Below are 18,719 nucleotides of genomic sequence, written 5' to 3' on the forward strand. Positions count from 1 at the left end.
GCTCGTCACAGCAAGGGGCTTGCCCGATGAAACTACGTGGCCTTTACGCCATTACCGACAGCCAGCTCCTGGCCGGCAAGTTCCTCGCCTACGTCCAAGCGGCGCTGGACGGCGGCGTGACACTGTTGCAGTACCGCGACAAAAGCAGCGACGAGGCACGGCGCCTGCGTGAAGCCGAAAAGCTGTATGAACTGTGCTCGCGCTACAAGACTCAATTGATCATCAACGATGATGCCGAACTCGCCGCGCGCCTGGGCGTGGGCGTGCATCTGGGGCAGACCGATGGTCCGCTGACCCCGGCCCGTGCGCTGCTCGGTTCCAAGGCGATCATCGGTGCTACCTGCCACAGCCAGATCGAACTGGCCGAACAGGCCGCCAAGGAAGGCGCCAGTTATGTCGCCTTCGGGCGCTTCTTCAATTCCACCACCAAGCCCGGCGCACCTGCCGCCACCGTTGAAATGCTGGCCGAGGCCCGCACGCGCTTGCAGCTGCCGATCTGCGTGATCGGCGGCGTGACCCTGGACAACGCCGAACCGCTGGTGGCCCACGGTGCCGACCTGCTGGCCGTGGTGCACGGTTTATTCGGCGCCGACAGTACTCAGGAAGTCACGCGACGCGCCCGTGCTTTCAATGCCCTTCTTAAAATCTGATTTCAGAGAGACGTCCATCATGTCCCGTTCCGAAACCCTGTTTGCCAATGCCCAGAAACACATCCCCGGCGGTGTGAACTCCCCCGTGCGTGCGTTCAAGAGCGTGGGCGGCACGCCGTTGTTCTTCAAACACGCCGAAGGCGCCTACGTCACCGACGAAGATGACAAGCGCTACGTCGACTACGTCGGCTCCTGGGGCCCGATGATTCTCGGCCACAGCCACCCGGACGTACTCGACGCGGTGCGCCAGCAGCTGCAACACGGCTTGTCCTATGGCGCGCCGACCGCCATGGAAACCGAGATGGCCGACCTGGTCTGCTCTATCGTGCCGTCGATGGAAATGGTGCGCATGGTCAGCTCCGGCACCGAAGCCACCATGAGCGCGATCCGTCTGGCCCGTGGTTTCACCGGCCGCGACAACATCATCAAGTTCGAAGGTTGCTACCACGGCCACTCCGACAGCCTGCTGGTCAAGGCCGGCTCCGGCGCGCTGACCCAGGGCGTACCCAACTCTGCCGGTGTGCCGGCGGCATTCGCCAAGCACACCCTGACCCTGCCGTTCAACGACATCGCCGCCGTCGAGCAAATGCTCAGCGAAGTCGGCCAGGACGTGGCCTGCATCATCGTCGAGCCGGTGGCCGGCAACATGAACTGCGTACCGCCGGCACCGGGTTTCCTCGAAGGCCTGCGCGAGCAGTGCGACAAGCACGGCGTGGTGCTGATCTTTGACGAAGTGATGACCGGTTTCCGCGTCGCCCTCGGCGGCGCCCAGGCACACTACGGCGTCACGCCGGACCTGAGCACCTTCGGCAAGATCATCGGTGGCGGTATGCCAGTAGGCTGCTTCGGCGGCAAGCGCGAAATCATGCAGCACATCGCCCCGCTGGGCCCGGTTTACCAGGCTGGCACCTTGTCGGGTAACCCGCTGGCAATGGCCGCTGGCCTGACCACCCTGCGCCTGATCAGCCGCCCGGGCTTCCACGCCGAGCTGACCGACTACACCACCCGCCTGCTTGATGGCCTGCAGCAGCGCGCCGACGCCGCGGGTATCCCGTTTGTCACCACCCAGGCCGGTGGCATGTTCGGCCTGTACTTCAGCGGCGCCGACGACATCGTCACCTTTGATGACGTGATGGGCAGCGATGCCGACCTGTTCAAGCGCTTCTTCCACCTGATGCTTGAAGGCGGCGTGTACCTGGCGCCGAGCGCCTTCGAAGCCGGCTTCACCTCGATCGCCCATGGCGAAGCCGAGCTGAAACTGACCCTGGATGCTGCCGAACGCGCCTTCGCGGCCCTGAAATAAGTGACCCACGTTCTGACGTTGCCCCCCAGGCAGCGTCAGATTTGCTACTTTGCTTACAGAAGTTTCCTGGTTTTTTCGAGAATTGCCCTGCAATCCGGCAGATAACTTGCCCAAGCAGCAGAAAAACGAGTAAAGACTTTGTAAGCAGAGGCCTGCTTATTTCATAATGCGCGCTTATTGGACTCCCCGAGGGTCCGCGCGCCCCGTCAGAGGTAAGTCGATTCCCATGAAACGCACCGGCCGCACCCTGGTTCTGGGCTGCCTGTTGCTCCTTCAGCCGCTGCTGGCACATGCCCAGGCAGGCGGCAACTCGTTGTTAATCCCAGCGATGGGTCGTTGCACCCTCAATACCCAGCCAGACAGCCAGGCCGAAGCCCTGAGCGCGTGCCAGAAACAAGCTGATGAAGGGGATGCGCAAGCGCAATACGAGTTGGGCGAGTTCTACCACGACAGCAAGAACCCGGCCGTCGACCTCAACAAAGCGTTGAGCTACTTCGAAAAGGCTTCGCTACAAGGCCACGCCCAGGCGCAATTCCAGCTCGGCAATATGTTCTTCAAGGGTGAAGGCGTGCCGGCCAATAACGTGCAGGCCTACATCGTGCTGAAAATGGCCGCGGTCAACGGTGCTGAAGACGCGCTGGACACCGCCGATGAGGTCGCCGAGCACATGCAGCGCGATGAACTGGAAGTGGCGACCCAGGTACTGGGGCAGATTTTCCGTAATTACCTGCAGGAATTGCAGAGCGCCGATGGGCGCTCGCCCTTCTCTCCCCTGCCCTGATCACGGCGATAACAGGTAGCCCTGTCGATATGCCGTGGACCCCGCTACATGGGCAATCGTCATACCGGCGCTTGCCATGCGGCGTACTGATCGCACATACAACAGCCCTTCATGCTCACACGCGACCTCAATCACTCGGTCCGTGATCGGGTCGATGACTTGCGCCACGATCTGTCCTGCTTCGAGGTAGTCCCCCACCTGCGCGCAAAAGACCATCAAGCCTCCCACCGGGCTCACCACCGGCTCGACCCCCGCCAAGGGTGTTGGCGGGCTCAATAGCGCCGGCAGTGGCGGCGCTTGCCCCTCAATGCCTCCCTGTAACATCAGATAGTTGATCAACGCCTGACAATCCTGCCGCGCCAGCCCGTGGTCCACATCGGCAACGCCGCGCAACTCCACGGTCACGGCAAAACCCGGCGCCGAAAAGGCCCCAGGAAAACGCGCCTGCATCCGTGCCCAGAACAAGGTGTAGCAATCGTCGAACGAATGCCCGCCCGCGTCCGGGCTCATAAAGCAGGCCCGAGCGCCCAGGTACCGCGCCAGCGGCTCCACCTGGGGCCAGGCATCGGGCGCCAGGTACAGGTGCTGCACTGCCTCGAAATCACAATGCAGGTCCAGCACCCTGTCGGCGTCACAGGCCAGCGTTTGCAGGACCAAACGCAGAGAGTGCAGCTGGGTCGCCGGTACCTGGCTGACAAGGGTTCGCCGCAGGGCCGCACGGATCAGATGCAGGTTATGCGCAGGATCATCGGTCAGAACATCCTGTACCTGGTCGCCGACCTGCTCGCTGACGTCAACGAAGAAGCGGTTGAAGTTCTCTCGACTGTCGTTATCGAAACGCCCCTGCGGTACGTCCATCAGCACCTGCTCCAATCCCAACGGATTGGCCACCGGCACCAGCACCACTTGCCAACGCAACGCACCTGTCGCCTCCAGGTGCGCCAGACGCTGTTTGAGATGCCACAACACCAGCATCCCCGGTAATTCATCGGCGTGCAGGGACGCCTGGATGTAAACCTTGCTCGGCGCATTGGCCGGACCGTAATGAAAACTATGAATATGCCGCGTGGTACCTGGCACAGCCGTTAACAGTTCATGCCTGTGAGTCTGCATATTGCCCCCCTATCGACTCGAATCAAGAAAGCTCAGCCAACGTCGTTCAGCCAGATGGAACAAGCCGACCAACGCGAACGTAATACACAAGTAAAGCGCCGCGGCCAGGCCAAAGGATTGGAAGGTGAGGAAGGTTGCAGCGTTGGCATCCCGTGCGACTTTCAGGATATCCGGCACCGTTGCCGTGAACGCCAGGGTGGTGGAATGCAACATGAAGATCACTTCATTGCTGTAGTAGGGCAACGACCGGCGCAGGGCCGAGGGCATGATCAAGTGCACGTACAATTTCCAGCCGTCGAAGCCCAGGGAACGAGCAGCCTCGATTTCACCGCGTGGCATTGCCCGAATTGCGCCCGCCAGTATTTCCGTGGTGTAGGCCGCGGTATTGAGGGCAAACGCCAGAAGCGTGCAATTGAGCGCTTCGCGAAAAAAGGCATCCAGCAACGGTTGCTCGCGAACAGCGCCAATGCTGTAGATGCCGGTGTAGAAGATCAGTAACTGGATATACAGCGGTGTGCCGCGAAACACGTAGGTAAAGCTTTGCACCGGCCAGCGCAGCCAGCGTCGGCTGGACGTCCTGGCGATGGACAGTGGCAACGCCAACAGCAGGCCCAGGCACAAAGAGGCGCTGGTCAGCCACAAGGTCATGGCCAGACCGGTGATTTGTTGACCGTCGGAATAAATAAACGGCCGCCAATACTCCTGGATAAGCTCGATCATGATGATGATCCCTGCACACCTTCACCATACCGACGCTCCAGCCAGCGCAACGCTGCGTTTGAAACACTGCTGAGCAACAGGTAGACCAGCGCCGCCAGCAGCAGAAAAGCCAGTAATTGCTGACTGCTCTTGCCCGCCATCTGCGCCACTTTCACCAGGTCTGCCAGGCCGATGATCGACACCAGCGCCGTAGCCTTGAGCAAGACCATCCAGTTATTGCCCAGACCCGGCAGGGCGAATCGCATCATCTGCGGGAATATCACATGCAAAAAGCTCTGCCTGAAGCTCAGGCCAAGGGCCTTGGCTGCCTGGAACTGCCCACGGGGTACAGCCAGCAACGCGCCGCGAAAGGTTTCGGTGAAATAAGCGCCGTAGATAAACCCCAGAGTGATCACGCCGGCGCTGAAAGGGTCGATATCGATGTAGGCCCAGCCCAATTCGCTGGTCAGACGACTCAGGCCTGTCTGCAATCCGTAGAAAATCAACAGCATTAACAGCAGGTCCGGTACCCCGCGAATCAAGGTGGTGTACACCTGTGCGCACAGGCGCCATGCCCTCACCCTGGACAGCTTGGCACCTGCCCCCAGCAGGCCCAGGATCAGCCCCAGCAGCAATGACAACAGTGCCAGTTGCAAGGTGACCCAGACCCCGTGCAGTAACATCGGCAAAAAACCGCCCAGGGACGCGGCGAATTGAGTGAAGGCAGGTAGCATGATCGTGTCCTCGCTGGCCGTTGAAGGCGGTTATTGGCCGCTGAACATGTTCACACCGGGGAAGTACTGCTCTTGCAGGCGAGCGTAGGTGCCATCGGCGTGCAGGGCAGCCAGCCCCTTATCCAACAGCGCTTTCAACGTGTGGTTGCCCTTGGCGAGGCCGATGCCGCTTTTGGACGGCATCAACTCGCTGTCAATCAGCGGCCCCAGTACAAACCCGACGCCTTGGGGTGAACGCAAAAATCCGCTCTGTGCTTGCTGAGCATCCTGCAGCGATGCCTGCAAACGCCCTGTCAGCAGGTCCGCGTACACTTGCTCCTGATCGGCATAAGCCACCACCTTCATACCCTGCCCAGCGAGCACTTGCCGGGCATAAACTTCCTGAGTACTGCCCTGCAAATAGCCGACGGCCATGCCTGTGGAAAGCTCAGTGCCAGGGCGCATCACCATGGCAGTGGGGCTGGAAAACACCTCCGAGGAGAAGTCGATGACCTTTTGCCGAGCGGCAGTGATGGTCATTGAAGCGAAGATGGCGTCGATCTTGCCGGCGTTGAGGCTGGGAATCATGCCGTCAAAGTCACTCTCGACCCATTGGCAGCGAACATTCAAACGTGCACAAATTGCATTGCCGATATCTATTTCAAAACCGGTCAAAGTCCCCGTGCTGTCTTTATAAGCAAAGGGCGCATAGTTGGGATCGGCAGCGAAACGGATCACGTTGTAATCGTTGGCAAACAACGATGTATTAATCAGGAGCGCGGTGAATAACATCAGGAGTATTTTTTTCATTATTGTATTCCTCGTTATTGATTGAACAGTTGGACTGACTACACCTCTATAAATGGAATTTCTCTGCGCACTACCAGCGAGCCCTCCGGCGCATCGAACTCACGCGCGATGCGATGCCCTGAATACACCGCCGCCGCAATGGTGCCGGGCGCCACACAGTCGCCGATCAGCGTGAGCGTTCGGATGCCTGCCGCCTGTAACTGTTCGGGTGAGTTGTTCAAGGCCTGATACAGCGCCTGCTCAGGCTCCCGGGAAGTGACCAGCAGCAAGGCTGCAGCTGGGATCAACCGCGTACGTTCGGTGTAGATGCAGCCCGCTACCACGCCCTCTGGCTTAACGCTGACCAGCGTATGGGACGGCACGATCGTGACATTCAGCTGCATCAGACGACGCTGAATGCGATGCTGCTCAAGGGTGTTATGGGTCCAGGCCGCCACGTCCGCCGCGGGGGTGACGAATATCACCTCCACGCCACGCGCCACCAGATGTTCGGCCAGCACGCTGCCCATGTAATAGTGATCGTCATCGAACAGCAGCACCGGCGAAGCGGGCAACGCCCCTGCCATCAGGTCATCAGGCGTCAGCACGGGCAGGCTGTCCAGGCCCGATAAGGATCGGCGCAAGGCGCGCCCCAATCCATCACGTCGCCAGTGGGAACCCGTAGCAATGAACACATGCTCAGCGGCTAAATCCAGCACGTCCTGGGCCTGCAAGTGGCTTTCCCGATAGATCTCCACCGACGGCATACGGCTCAACGCATCCAGTCGATAGTCAATCACCCGCGCCCAACTCGCCAGCCCCGGCAGCCGAGCTTCCAGCGCTACACGTCCGCCCAGGGTGCGCAGGCCGTCGACCAGGGCCACTTCCATCCCTCGCGCACCCAGGATCCGTGAACACTCAAGCCCGGATGGCCCGGCGCCGACCACCAGCGCCCGGCCGGGTTGCTGCGTATGGTTGACCGACTCGGGATGCCAGCCACGTCGCCATTCCTCACCCATGGTCGGGTTCTGTGTACAGCGCAGGGGCGTGCTGGTGTGATCGCCACTGACGCATACATTGCAGCCGATACACTCGCGAATTTCCTCGGCGCGCCCCTCTTCAATCTTCTTGGGCAAGAACGGATCGGCAATCGAAGGGCGGGCCGCCCCGATCAGGTCCAGCACGCCACGACGAACCAAAGACACCATGGTGTCTGGCGAAGTGAAGCGGCCGACGCCCACCACGGGCTTGCTGGTCAGCGCCTTGAGCCCCAGCAGGAAGGTCTCCTGGTAACCCTCCCCGGCAAAGCGCGCCGTCACGCTGTCATTGGACCAATCGGCGACATTGACGTCCCACAAGTCCGGCAGGTCCGCCAGCATCGAGAAGATTTCGGCACCTTCGCCCTCGCGACTCAAGCCGTCGGCCATTTGTTCATCCACCGCCAGGCGGACCGCTACGGCACACCGATCACCGACTGCGTCGCGAGTGTCTTCAATCAATTCGCGGAGCAAACGCACACGGTTTTCCAACACACCGCCGTATTCGTCGGTACGCCGGTTATTGCGTGGCGTGAGGAAATGGAACGGCACACTCAGGTCGTGGCCGGCGTACACATAGATGATGTCGAAACCCGCCTCCCGGGCGCGCAATGCGGCGGCTCGATGCAGGGCGCGCAATTGCCGGATATCGGCATGGCTCATGGCCCGGGCCTGCACCGGGTCGTAACTGCGCACCGGGGTATTGGAAGGCGCCCAGGGAATTTCGCGACTGTAGCGGTTGGGCGCCGAGTAACCGTTGAATGCCAGCTCTACCCCTGCCAACGACCCGTGCTGGTGTACCGCCTCACACATGCGGGCCAATGCAGGAATGTCGCGCTCATCCCACAAACGCGCCTCGATATAAGGGGAGAACTCGCTCAGCGGGCTGATTTCGCACTCTTCAGTGCACACCACGCCCCAGCCGCCCTCGGCTTTCACTGCGCGCATCCGGGCCATGGCCGAGGGATGTACATGGCCCATGCCATTACAGTGGGGAACTTGATAAAAGCGATTGCGAGTACGGACCGGGCCTATTTGTACCGGCTCAAACAGAATGTCATAGCGAGGATCGCGCACAGGGCTACTCCCGAACAAGTCAGTTCGTTAATGACGGCATGATGGAACTTGGCGCTAATGAGTGGCGTGATTAAACGCAGTTGAACGGGGGAAACTTCGAGGTTTTCTTATTATTGGTATATTCATGATGCCCTCTCTGAATAAACAAAATTTGCTATCTTTCAAACAAAATGTCCATCCACTGAGAGGCAGTTTCGGAAACGCCCTACAAATTAATTGCAGATCATTTCTCGGGCATCGGCATCGGAAACGGCATCACATTGCTCGTGCCCCGTGCTTCGCTGATCTTCGGCGTACCCAGGCGTTCGACCTCATCGATGCGCACAATCGAATGCATCGGCACAAAGCTGCGCACCACGCCTTCGAACTGGGCCTTGAGCTTTTCTTCGCCCGGATCGACGACCAACTGGGTGCGCTCGCCAAAGACGAACTCTTCCACTTCCAGGAAGCCCCACAGATCACTTTGATAGATCTGCTTGGCGTACATTTCGAACACCTGGCCCTGGTTGAGGAAAATCACCTTGTAGATTGGAGCTTCACGTTTGGTCATGGTGGGCGGGGAACACATGGGGATATAAAAGAGGGCGCGAACTATAGCATGGCACCCGATGCACAGCGCTAGGAACCGATGGGCATGACCCCTATAATGCGCGGTTCTTTACCACCAGTTGACGATTCCCATGGCCAAGAAGCTTTATATCGAAACCCACGGTTGCCAGATGAACGAGTACGACAGCTCGCGCATGGTCGACCTGCTGGGCGAACACCAGGCCCTGGAAGTCACCGCCCGCGCCGAAGATGCCGACGTGATCCTGCTCAATACCTGCTCGATCCGCGAACGGGCCCAGGACCGTGTGTACTCCCAGCTGGGCCGCTGGCGTGAATTGAAACTGGCCAACCCGGACATGGTGATCGCCGTCGGCGGTTGCGTGGCCAGCCAGGAAGGTGCTGCGATCCGCGACCGCGCCCCGTATGTCGACGTGGTGTTCGGCCCGCAGACCTTGCACCGCCTGCCGGAAATGATTGACGCCGCACGCGTCACCAAGCTGCCGCAGGTGGACGTATCGTTCCCGGAAATCGAGAAATTCGACCATTTGCCCGAGCCGCGCATCGATGGCCCGAGCGCCTACGTGTCGGTGATGGAAGGTTGCAGCAAGTACTGCACTTTCTGCGTGGTGCCCTACACACGCGGTGAAGAAGTCAGCCGGCCGTTTGACGATGTACTGGCAGAAATCATCCACCTGGCTGAAAACGGCGTGCGCGAAGTGACCCTACTGGGCCAGAACGTCAACGGCTACCGCGGCCTGACCCACGACGGGCGCCTGGCCGACCTGGCGGAGCTGATCCGCGTGGTCGCCGCCGTCGATGGCATCGAACGTATCCGCTATACCACTTCGCACCCGCTGGAATTCTCCGACAGCCTGATCCAGGCCCACGCCGAAGTGCCGGAGCTGGTCAAGCACCTGCACTTGCCGGTGCAATCGGGCTCGGACCGCATCCTGTCGGCGATGAAGCGCAACCACACGGCGCTGGAATACAAATCCAAGCTGCGCAAATTGCGCGCCGCCGTACCGGGCATCTGCATCAGTTCGGACTTTATCGTCGGCTTCCCGGGCGAAACCGAGAAAGATTTCCAGCAGACCATGAAGCTGATTGAAGACGTCGGTTTCGACTTTTCCTACTCGTTTGTGTACAGCCAGCGCCCGGGCACCCCGGCGGCGGACCTGCTGGACGAAACCCCGGAGGCGTTGAAAAAGGAGCGGTTGAACGCACTGCAACATCGCCTCAACCAACAGGGTTTCGAAATCAGCCGACAAATGGTCGGCTCGACCCAGCGCATCCTGGTCACCGATTACTCGAAGAAAGACCCGGGTGAGTTGCAGGGGCGCACCGAGAACAACCGCATCGTCAACTTCCGCTGCGACAACCCGACGCTGATCGGCCAATTTGCCGATGTGCACATCGATGCGGCGCAGCCACACTCGTTGCGCGGCTCGCTGATCAACTGATCTCGCGGACCGGATGAAGATCAAAATGTGGGAGCTGGCTTGCCTGCGATAGCGATGTATCAGTGCCCTATGTGCCAACTGACCCACCGCTATCGCAGGCAAGCCAGCTCCCACAGGAGTTCTTCATGGTTATCGAGAGTAGGGCCAGGCTATTTAAGTGCTTTCGCACACTGGCGCCTGGCGTTATTCTCTCTCTCACCTCATCAGCCAAAGGGCGGCTAAAAGCAACCTTGAACGCACCCATAGCAGAACCCCATCGTTTTCTCCTCGAGCCGTTTGAGGCTCGCCGTTTCGCCAACCTGTGCGGACAGTTCGACGAGCACCTGCGCCTGATCGAACAACGCCTGAGCATCGAGATCCGCAACCGCGGCAATCAGTTCGAGCTCATTGGTGAACCCCAACACACCACGTCTGCCGAAAACCTGCTGCGTCGCCTCTACCGCGAAACCAAGGGTAGTGAGCTGTCGCCAGAGACGGTACACCTGTACCTGCAGGAATCAGCCGTGGAGGACCTGGCCAACAACCCGGTGGCCGAAGCCAGCGTGGCCCTGCGTACCAAAAAAGGCATGATTCGCCCACGCGGCTTGAATCAGCAGAAGTACGTCAAGGAAATCCTCGGCAACGACATCAACTTCGGCATCGGCCCAGCCGGTACCGGCAAGACTTACCTGGCCGTTGCCTGTGCGGTGGATGCCCTGGAGCGCGAGCAAGTACGGCGCATCCTGCTGGTGCGCCCGGCGGTCGAAGCGGGCGAAAAGCTCGGCTTCCTGCCCGGCGACCTGGCCCAGAAGATCGACCCGTACCTGCGCCCGCTCTACGACGCGCTGTACGAGATGCTCGGCTTTGAATACGTGGCCAAGCTGATCGAGCGCCAGGTGATCGAAATCGCCCCGCTGGCCTACATGCGTGGCCGCACCTTGAACAACAGCTTCATCATCCTCGACGAAAGCCAGAACACCACCGTCGAGCAGATGAAGATGTTCCTCACCCGCATCGGTTTCGGCTCTACCGCCGTGATCACCGGTGACGTCACCCAGGTCGACCTGCCCAAGGGCACCAAGTCGGGGCTGGCGCAGGTGATCGAAGTACTCAAGGATGTACCGGGCATCAGCTTCACGCATTTCATGCCCAAGGACGTGGTGCGTCACCCGCTGGTGCAGCGCATCGTAGAAGCCTATGAGCGTTTCGATCACAAGGATGACGCACCGGCCAGGGACGTTCGCGGCGATGCTTGAGCTAGACCTGCAGCTTGCCACCGAAGCGCCCGCCCCCAGCGAAGCACAGTTCCGGCACTGGTGCACCCTGGCCCTGCGCCAGCGCACCGCAGACTCGGAGCTGACCATTCGTCTGGTGGATGAGCCCGAAGGCCGCGAGCTGAACCACACCTGGCGTCAAAAAGACTACGCGACCAACGTGCTGTCCTTCCCCGCCGACGTACCCGACGAGTTGCTGGATATCCCGCTGCTGGGCGATCTGGTGATCTGCGTCGAGGTGGTCGAGCGCGAGGCAAAGGAACAAGGCAAGGAACTTGAAGCCCATTGGGCCCATCTAGTCATCCACGGCTGCTTGCATCTCTTGGGCTACGACCATATAGACGATGATGAAGCCGAGGAAATGGAAGCACTGGAACGAACGTTGCTTGCTGAATTGGGTCACCGCGACCCTTACGCAGACGACGAAAGCTGATCAACACTCAACTGTCATATCAAAGGATTTAGAGTAATCGCTATGAGCGAAGACCGATCGAGCAACGGGCAGAAGTCATGGCTGGGTAAACTGACCCAGGCTTTTGCCCACGAGCCGAAAAACCGCCAGGAGCTGCTGGAGCTGCTGCGCGAGGCCCACCAGAACAAGTTGCTGGACAGCGAAGCGCTGGCCATCGTCGAAGGCGCCATCCAGGTGGCTGACCTGCAAGTACGGGACATCATGGTCCCGCGCTCACAGATGATCAGCATCAAGGCGACCCAGACCCCACGGGAATTCCTCCCGGCCGTGATCGACTCGGCGCACTCGCGCTACCCGGTGATCGGTGAAAGCCATGACGACGTCATGGGTGTCCTGCTGGCCAAGGACCTGTTGCCGCTGATCCTCAAGGAGAATGGCGACAACTTCAACATCAAGGACCTGCTGCGTCCGGCCACCTTCGTACCTGAATCCAAGCGCCTGAATGTGCTGCTGCGCGAATTTCGCGCCAACCACAATCACATGGCCATTGTGATCGACGAATACGGCGGCGTGGCTGGCCTGGTGACCATCGAAGACGTGCTGGAACAGATCGTCGGCGATATCGAAGACGAGCACGACGTCGAAGAAGACAGCTACATCAAGCCGCTGCCCAGCGGTGACTTCCTGGTCAAGGCGCTGACGCCGATCGAGAACTTCAACGAGTTCTTCGACAGCGAATTCTCCGACGATGAGTTCGACACGGTCGGCGGCCTGGTGATGAGTGCGTTCGGGCATCTGCCCAAGCGTAACGAAACCACCGAGATTGGCGCCTATCGCTTCCGCATTTTGAATGCCGATAGTCGTCGTATCCATCTGATCCGTTTGACACCTATTGCCCGCTAAGGAAGGGGTGGGGCATCAGCTATTTCCTGTGTCGCGTTGCCCCTGAGAGCGGGCCAGGCAAGGCGCAGGCCGCAGGGAATGGCATTCCCTTTTCAAGGCCTGCAACGCAGTATGGCCCGCTCTCAGGGACAACCCGAAGGGCCGGGCCTGCTGCGACACAGGGCTGCGTTACTCGTCGTTCATTTGGAAAAACCAAACCACACTCCTCGCGCCTTGCCCTGTGCCGCAGCAGGCCCGGCGCGATACAGGAAATAGCTGATGACCCACCCCTACATGCAGCGCCTGAACCGCCCCGGCTGGCCCGGTAACTTGCTGGCCGTGGTGGCCGGCGCCATCACTACTCTGGCGCTGGCGCCGTTCGATATCTGGCCGTTGGCTCTGGTAGCGGTCGGCCTGTTCTATATCGGCCTGCGGGAGCTGACACCCCGCCAGGCCCTGGGCCGCGGCTGGTGTTTCGGTTTCGGCCTGTTTGGCGCCGGCACCAGCTGGATCTACTACAGCATCCACCACTTCGGCGGCGCTTCGGTGCTGCTGGCGGGGTTCCTGATGCTGCTGTTCACCGCCGCCATTGCCTGGTTCTTTGCCCTGCCCGCCTGGTTGTGGGCGCGCTGGCTGCGCCGCAATGAAGCACCGTTGGCGGATGCCCTGACCTTCGCCGCGTTATGGGTTGGCCAGGAAGCGTTTCGTGGCTGGTTCCTCACCGGTTTCCCCTGGTTGTACTCCGGTTACAGCCAACTCGACGGCCCGCTGACCGGCCTCGCGCCGCTGGGCGGAATGTGGCTGATTTCCTTCGCGCTTGCACTCACGGCAGCCCTGCTGTGCAACCTGCCGCGCCTGCTGGCAAGCAAGCGCAACGCCTTCATTGGTGCGGGCCTGGTGTTGCTGGTCGCCCCCTGGGCCATCGGCCTGGCGCTCAAGCACCACGCCTGGACCTCGCCCTCCGGCGCCCCCCTGAGCGTCGCCGCCATCCAGGGCAACGTCGAGCAAAGCATGAAGTGGGACCCCGAGCAGCTTAATGCACAGTTGGCGCTGTATCGCGACATGAGCCTGAGCTCCAAGCGTGTCGACCTGCTGGTATGGCCGGAAACCGCCGTGCCGGTACTCAAGGAGTCGGTCGAGGGCTACCTGGGCATGATGGGCAAGTTTGCCGCCGACCGGAACACCGCGCTGATTACCGGGGTACCGATTCGCCAGGAAGTGCACCATGAGAAGCGCTACTTCAATGGCATTACCGTAGTCGGCGAAGGTGACGGCACCTATCTCAAGCAAAAGCTGGTGCCGTTTGGCGAATACGTGCCGTTGCAGGACATGCTGCGCGGGCTGATTGCGTTCTTCGACCTGCCGATGTCGGACTTCGCCCGTGGCCCTTCAGACCAGGCCATGCTTCAGGCCAAGGGCTATCAGATTGCGCCGTTCATTTGCTATGAAGTGGTGTACCCGGAATTCGCTGCCGGCCTGTCGGCCCAGAGCGACCTGCTGCTGACCATCAGCAACGACACCTGGTTCGGTCGCTCCATCGGCCCATTGCAGCACCTGCAAATGGCGCAGATGCGTGCACTGGAAGCCGGGCGCTGGATGATCCGCGCCACCAATAACGGCGTGACCGGGCTGATCAACCCGTTTGGGCAGATCACCGCACAGATCCCGCAATTCGAGCGTGGCATTCTCTACGGCGAAGTGGTGCCGATGCATAACCTCACGCCGTACCTGCAGTGGCGTTCGTGGCCGTTGATCATTGTGTGCCTGGGGTTGTTTGGCTGGGCGCTGCTGGCTGGCCGGATGTCCAAAACGCTCTGACCTGTGGGAGCTGGCTTGCCTGCTCCCACAATTGATTTCCTGTGTTGCACCTATCGGTAGAACAACCGATACCCCACCTGCCCCACCGCTTCGTTGATCAACTGCCCGCTCTGCCACACCGCCTTGACCTCCGGCATCCAGCCGCCCAGCGGCCGGCCGTGGTCCACGCCCAGAAAGCCCACCGGCCCGGGCACCACGGTGAAACCGGCTTTCTCAAAACTCCACACCGAACGCGGCATATGCCAGGCCTGCGTCACCACCACCACACGCTTGATGCCTTGGGGCAGCAGAATCTCGGCGCTCATCTGGGCGTTTTCCCAAGTGGTACGGCTGCGCTCTTCCTTCCAGCGCACGCTGACGCCGAAATCATCCTGCATCGACACCGCCATCAATTCGGCTTCGCTGGGCGGCGTGCCGTAATGCAAGCCGCCACTGGTCAGCACCGGCAAGCCTGACGCCTTGGCCAGTCGCGCCGCATAACGCTCACGCTCAAGACCAACGCCGGTGGGCTGGTCGCTGCCCCAGGCGATGTCCCCACGCTCGCGCCCGGAGCCCAACACCACAATCGCATCGGCGCGCTGGGCGAGCGTGGCCCAGTCTTCGCGAGCCAATGGCGGCGCTGTCTCAAGCGCACGGGCGCCCCATTGCACCATCACCGGCAGGCTGATCAACCACATCCCGCCCAGCCCCAGGGCAAAGCACACCCCGGCCAGGCGCGGGCGGCTACGGCGAAACCACCAGGCACACGCCAACAACAACAAAAAAATGCCGGGCGGCAACAGCAATTGTTTGATGAAATAACGAAAAGGCATCGGGCATCTCCAAAGATGCCCGAAGCCTAAATGCAACGCGATCAAGCGACAATCTTTACCAGCCTGTTTCGACAACGTTAATGGATAGTACTGTGCTTCACTTGCACCGTACGGACCGGGACCTTTCCGGGCCGCGACCGGCCGCCAAGTCTTTGAGCCAAATGACCTTGGCCGAACGAGGAGGCTCCTGGGCTGGCGGGGAGGCCTGCCCATGAGAGGCGCGGTGTTGATTCAACTCCAGGTAAGTCCTGATCAATTCAAGCTCTGCCTGGCTCAAGCCTCGCAACTCCAGCTCCAGAGGCCGCTCATCACGCAATCGGCCTGCGGTTCTTGCAGCATCCAATGCCCGACCCAAACGGTCGATCAGTCCTTCATACAATTGCGGTTTCGTTAGAGTTCGCTGCGATTCAACCATCCCCTCACCTCATTGAAGAAATACTTGCTCCCCAATAAACAGCGTAGCCCCCGTTGCTGCACCTGCCCGGTGCCGCGACAGACGGCCCTTGCCGCGCAATCAGGGTTTCCCTCGATAGAGTGGGGTCATGTATGCTACGGCGCTTCCTGTAACTCCACTTCCCGCAGGGTTTGGGCACGGACGCGCCACTTTCTGGTGTCGAACAACCCGGACTATGCACCGAAGAGGATTAGGCCACCCCTATTCAGTTCAAAAGTAGCCATGCACGAACAATATCAGCCCCGTGAAATAGAAAATGCCGCACAAACCTTCTGGGACGAGCAAAAGTCCTTTGAAGTCAGCGAACAGCCAGGCAAGGAGACTTACTACTGCCTATCGATGTTCCCTTACCCCAGCGGCAAGCTACACATGGGGCACGTGCGTAACTACACCATCGGCGACGTGATTTCCCGCTACCAGCGCATGCTCGGCAAAAATGTCCTGCAACCCATGGGTTGGGACGCCTTCGGTATGCCGGCAGAAAACGCCGCGATGAAAAACAACGTGGCGCCCGCCAAGTGGACCTACGAAAACATCGCCTACATGAAGACCCAGCTGCGCAGCCTGGGCCTGGCGGTGGACTGGTCCCGCGAGGTCACCACCTGCAAGCCCGATTACTACCGTTGGGAACAATGGCTGTTCACGCGCCTGTTCGAAAAAGGTGTGATCTACAAAAAGAGCGGTACCGTGAACTGGGACCCGATCGACCAGACCGTACTGGCCAACGAGCAGGTCATCGACGGTCGCGGCTGGCGCTCCGGCGCGCTGATCGAAAAGCGCGAAATCCCGATGTACTACTTCAAGATCACCGCCTACGCGGATGAACTGTTGTCGAGCCTCGACGATCTGCCGGGCTGGCCTGAACAGGTCAAGACCATGCAGCGCAACTGGATCGGCAAATCCAAGGGCATGGAAGTGCAGTTCCCGTATAACGTCGATTCCATCGGCGAAGCGGGCGCCCTGAAAGTCTTCACCACCCGTCCGGATACGCTGATGGGCGCGACTTACGTCGCGGTCGCCGCCGAACACCCGCTGGCCACCCAGGCGGCACAGAACAACCCCGAGCTGCAGGCGTTCATCGCCGAATGCAAGGGCGGCAGCGTGGCGGAAGCCGACGTCGCCACCCAGGAGAAAAAAGGCCTGCCGACCGGCCTGTTCGTCGAGCACCCGCTGACCGGCGAGAAACTGCCGGTATGGGTCGCCAACTATGTGCTGATGCACTACGGCGACGGCGCCGTCATGGCCGTGCCGGCCCACGACGAGCGCGATTTCGAATTCGCCACCAAATACAGCCTGCCGATCAAGTCGGTAGTACGTACCAGCTCGGGCGACACCAACCCAGCCCCGTGGCAAGACGCCTACGGCGAGCACGGCACCCTGATCAACTCCGGCGAATTTGACGGCCTGGACTTCCAGGGCGCCTTCGACGCCATCGAAGTCGCGCTGATCAAGAAGAACCTCGGTGCTTCGCGCACCCAGTTCCGCTTGCGCGACTGGGGTATCAGCCGCCAGCGCTACTGGGGCTGCCCGATCCCAATCATTCACTGCCAAACCTGCGGCGATGTACCGGTACCGGAAGACCAACTGCCCGTCGTGCTGCCTGAAGATGTAGTGCCAGATGGTGCTGGCTCGCCATTGGCGCGCATGCCCGAGTTCTACGAGTGCAACTGCCCGAAATGCGGCGCACCGGCCAAGCGTGAAACCGACACCATGGACACCTTCGTGGAGTCCTCCTGGTACTACGCCCGTTACGCTTCGCCGCACTATGAAGGTGGCCTGGTGGAGAAATCCGCAGCCGACCATTGGCTGCCGGTGGATCAGTACATCGGCGGTATCGAACACGCCATTCTCCACCTGCTGTACGCGCGCTTCTTCCACAAGCTGATGCGTGACGAAGGCCTGGTGAGCTCCGATGAGCCGTTCAAGAACCTGCTGACCCAGGGCATGGTGATCGCCGATACCTACTATCGTCGCGAAGCCAATGGCGCCTACACCTGGTTCAACCCGGCGGACGTCGAACTTGAGCGTGACAGCAAAGCCAAGGTGATCAGCGCCAAACTGAAAGCCGACGGCCTGCCGGTGGAAATCGGTGGCACCGAGAAGATGGCCAAGTCCAAGAACAACGGCGTCGACCCACAGTCGATGATCGACCAATTCGGCGCCGATACCTGCCGTCTGTTCATGATGTTCGCCTCGCCGCCCGACATGAGCGCCGAATGGTCCGACTCCGGCGTCGAAGGCTCGCACCGCTTCCTCAAGCGCGTCTGGCGCCTGGCCCATGCCCATGTCAGCCAGGGCTTGCCGGGCAAGCTGGACGTCGCGGCCTTGAACGACGAGCAGAAAGCCATTCGCCGCAGCACTCACCTGGCCATCCGCCAAGCGAGCCTGGACGTAGGGCAGAACCACAAGTTCAACACCGCCATCGCCCAGGTGATGACGCTGATGAACGTGCTGGAAAAAGCCCCGCAGGCCACCGAACTTGATCGCGCGCTGATTCACGAGGGCCTGGAAACGGTTACCCTGCTGCTCGCACCGATCACGCCGCATATCAGCCACGACCTGTGGAACCGCCTGGGCCACAGCGGCGCCGTCATCGATGCCGCCTGGCCGGTACAGGATGACAGCGCCCTGGTTCAGGACACGCTGCAACTGGTCATCCAGGTTAACGGTAAACTGCGCGGCCAGATCGACATGCCGGCCAGTGCCAGCCGTGAAGAGGTCGAAGCGGCTGCTCGCATCAACGAAAACGTGCTGCGCTTTACCGAAGGCTTGACGATCCGCAAAGTGATCGTGGTGCCCGGCAAACTGGTCAACATCGTCGCCAGCTAAATCGGATCGGGCGCGGGGCTTGGGCCCTGCGCCGAACTAAACCTTTAGGGCCTGGATAAGGCCCACCTGGTTTCAAGGGGAGCAACAA

Annotated in this window: 17 protein-coding genes; 9 read left to right on the top strand and 8 right to left on the bottom strand. The window is 60.5% G+C overall.

Translation table 11 applies throughout. The features are described from left to right. Positions 1 to 26 precede the first annotated feature (26 nt). From thiE to LJX92_RS23305, 3 genes are all read left to right on the top strand, one after another. Positions 27 to 650 carry a thiamine phosphate synthase gene (thiE, locus tag LJX92_RS23295; protein WP_032879317.1) on the top strand — a complete coding sequence of 208 codons (624 nt, stop codon included), beginning with the start codon at positions 27 to 29 and terminating at the stop codon, positions 648 to 650. Between the two features lie 19 nt (positions 651 to 669). After that, complete coding sequence (hemL, locus tag LJX92_RS23300) at positions 670 to 1,953, top strand: glutamate-1-semialdehyde 2,1-aminomutase (RefSeq protein WP_005791703.1); 1,284 nt, start codon at positions 670 to 672, stop codon at positions 1,951 to 1,953. A gap of 226 nt (positions 1,954 to 2,179) precedes the next feature. Next, entirely contained in the window at positions 2,180 to 2,734 is a 555-nt protein-coding gene (locus tag LJX92_RS23305) for a tetratricopeptide repeat protein (RefSeq protein ID WP_005791705.1), read from the top strand. On the opposite strand, the gene LJX92_RS23310 is transcribed toward LJX92_RS23305, so the two are convergent. From LJX92_RS23310 to LJX92_RS23335, 6 genes are all read right to left on the bottom strand, one after another. Beyond that, the gene (locus LJX92_RS23310; RefSeq protein ID WP_032879315.1) at positions 2,735 to 3,847 is read right to left on the bottom strand and encodes a succinylglutamate desuccinylase/aspartoacylase family protein; all 1,113 of its coding nucleotides are present in this window, start codon (positions 3,845 to 3,847) and stop codon (positions 2,735 to 2,737) included. It lies immediately after the preceding gene. 9 nt (positions 3,848 to 3,856) lie between these two features. Continuing rightward, complete coding sequence (locus tag LJX92_RS23315) at positions 3,857 to 4,567, bottom strand: ABC transporter permease (protein WP_032879313.1); 711 nt, start codon at positions 4,565 to 4,567, stop codon at positions 3,857 to 3,859. Continuing rightward, complete coding sequence (locus tag LJX92_RS23320) at positions 4,564 to 5,280, bottom strand: ABC transporter permease (protein WP_005791712.1); 717 nt, start codon at positions 5,278 to 5,280, stop codon at positions 4,564 to 4,566. The genes LJX92_RS23315 and LJX92_RS23320 overlap by 4 nt, the downstream gene beginning before the upstream one ends. A 30-nt stretch (positions 5,281 to 5,310) precedes the next feature. Then, the gene (locus LJX92_RS23325) at positions 5,311 to 6,069 is read right to left on the bottom strand and encodes a transporter substrate-binding domain-containing protein (protein ID WP_032879309.1); all 759 of its coding nucleotides are present in this window, start codon (positions 6,067 to 6,069) and stop codon (positions 5,311 to 5,313) included. Positions 6,070 to 6,107: 38 nt separating this feature from the next. Continuing rightward, the gene (locus LJX92_RS23330) at positions 6,108 to 8,162 is read right to left on the bottom strand and encodes an NAD(P)-binding protein (protein WP_148854016.1); all 2,055 of its coding nucleotides are present in this window, start codon (positions 8,160 to 8,162) and stop codon (positions 6,108 to 6,110) included. Positions 8,163 to 8,385: 223 nt separating this feature from the next. Beyond that, positions 8,386 to 8,712, bottom strand: a complete 327-nt coding sequence (locus tag LJX92_RS23335; RefSeq protein ID WP_003194436.1) for a DUF1820 family protein — start codon at positions 8,710 to 8,712, stop codon at positions 8,386 to 8,388. Between the two features lie 130 nt (positions 8,713 to 8,842). Here LJX92_RS23335 and miaB point away from each other — a divergent pair, with 130 nt between their 5' ends. From miaB to lnt, 5 genes are all read left to right on the top strand, one after another. After that, on the top strand, positions 8,843 to 10,171 hold the full coding sequence (gene miaB, locus LJX92_RS23340) for a tRNA (N6-isopentenyl adenosine(37)-C2)-methylthiotransferase MiaB (protein WP_005791718.1): 1,329 nt from the start codon (positions 8,843 to 8,845) through the stop codon (positions 10,169 to 10,171). A gap of 230 nt (positions 10,172 to 10,401) precedes the next feature. Continuing rightward, positions 10,402 to 11,406 carry a PhoH family protein gene (locus LJX92_RS23345; RefSeq protein WP_005791720.1) on the top strand — a complete coding sequence of 335 codons (1,005 nt, stop codon included), beginning with the start codon at positions 10,402 to 10,404 and terminating at the stop codon, positions 11,404 to 11,406. After that, a complete protein-coding gene (gene ybeY, locus LJX92_RS23350; protein ID WP_005791722.1) occupies positions 11,399 to 11,857 on the top strand; it encodes an rRNA maturation RNase YbeY in 459 nt (152 codons plus the stop codon). Before LJX92_RS23345 ends, ybeY begins: the two co-directional genes overlap by 8 nt. 42 nt (positions 11,858 to 11,899) lie before the next feature. Then, positions 11,900 to 12,739: an HlyC/CorC family transporter gene (locus LJX92_RS23355; RefSeq protein WP_015373027.1), complete on the top strand. Its 840-nt coding sequence runs from the start codon at positions 11,900 to 11,902 to the stop codon at positions 12,737 to 12,739. 273 nt (positions 12,740 to 13,012) lie between these two features. Then, positions 13,013 to 14,536, top strand: a complete 1,524-nt coding sequence (lnt, locus tag LJX92_RS23360; protein WP_032881204.1) for an apolipoprotein N-acyltransferase — start codon at positions 13,013 to 13,015, stop codon at positions 14,534 to 14,536. Between the two features lie 50 nt (positions 14,537 to 14,586). On the opposite strand, the gene LJX92_RS23365 is transcribed toward lnt, so the two are convergent. Both LJX92_RS23365 and LJX92_RS23370 read right to left on the bottom strand, forming a co-directional pair. After that, positions 14,587 to 15,348, bottom strand: coding sequence for a YdcF family protein (locus tag LJX92_RS23365; protein WP_005791728.1), 762 nt, complete (start codon positions 15,346 to 15,348; stop codon positions 14,587 to 14,589). Positions 15,349 to 15,445: 97 nt separating this feature from the next. After that, entirely contained in the window at positions 15,446 to 15,763 is a 318-nt protein-coding gene (locus tag LJX92_RS23370; RefSeq protein ID WP_005791730.1) for a hypothetical protein, read from the bottom strand. Positions 15,764 to 16,024: 261 nt separating this feature from the next. On the opposite strand from LJX92_RS23370, the gene leuS reads away from it, so the two are divergent. After that, positions 16,025 to 18,631 (top strand): leucine--tRNA ligase, encoded by a 2,607-nt coding sequence (leuS, locus tag LJX92_RS23375; protein ID WP_005791732.1) that lies wholly within the window; start codon positions 16,025 to 16,027, stop codon positions 18,629 to 18,631. Positions 18,632 to 18,719: the final 88 nt, after the last annotated feature.

It is taken from the genome of Pseudomonas sp. HN8-3 (genome assembly GCF_020790195.1).
In the GTDB taxonomy this organism is placed as follows: Bacteria; Pseudomonadota; Gammaproteobacteria; order Pseudomonadales; family Pseudomonadaceae; genus Aquipseudomonas; species Aquipseudomonas synxantha_A.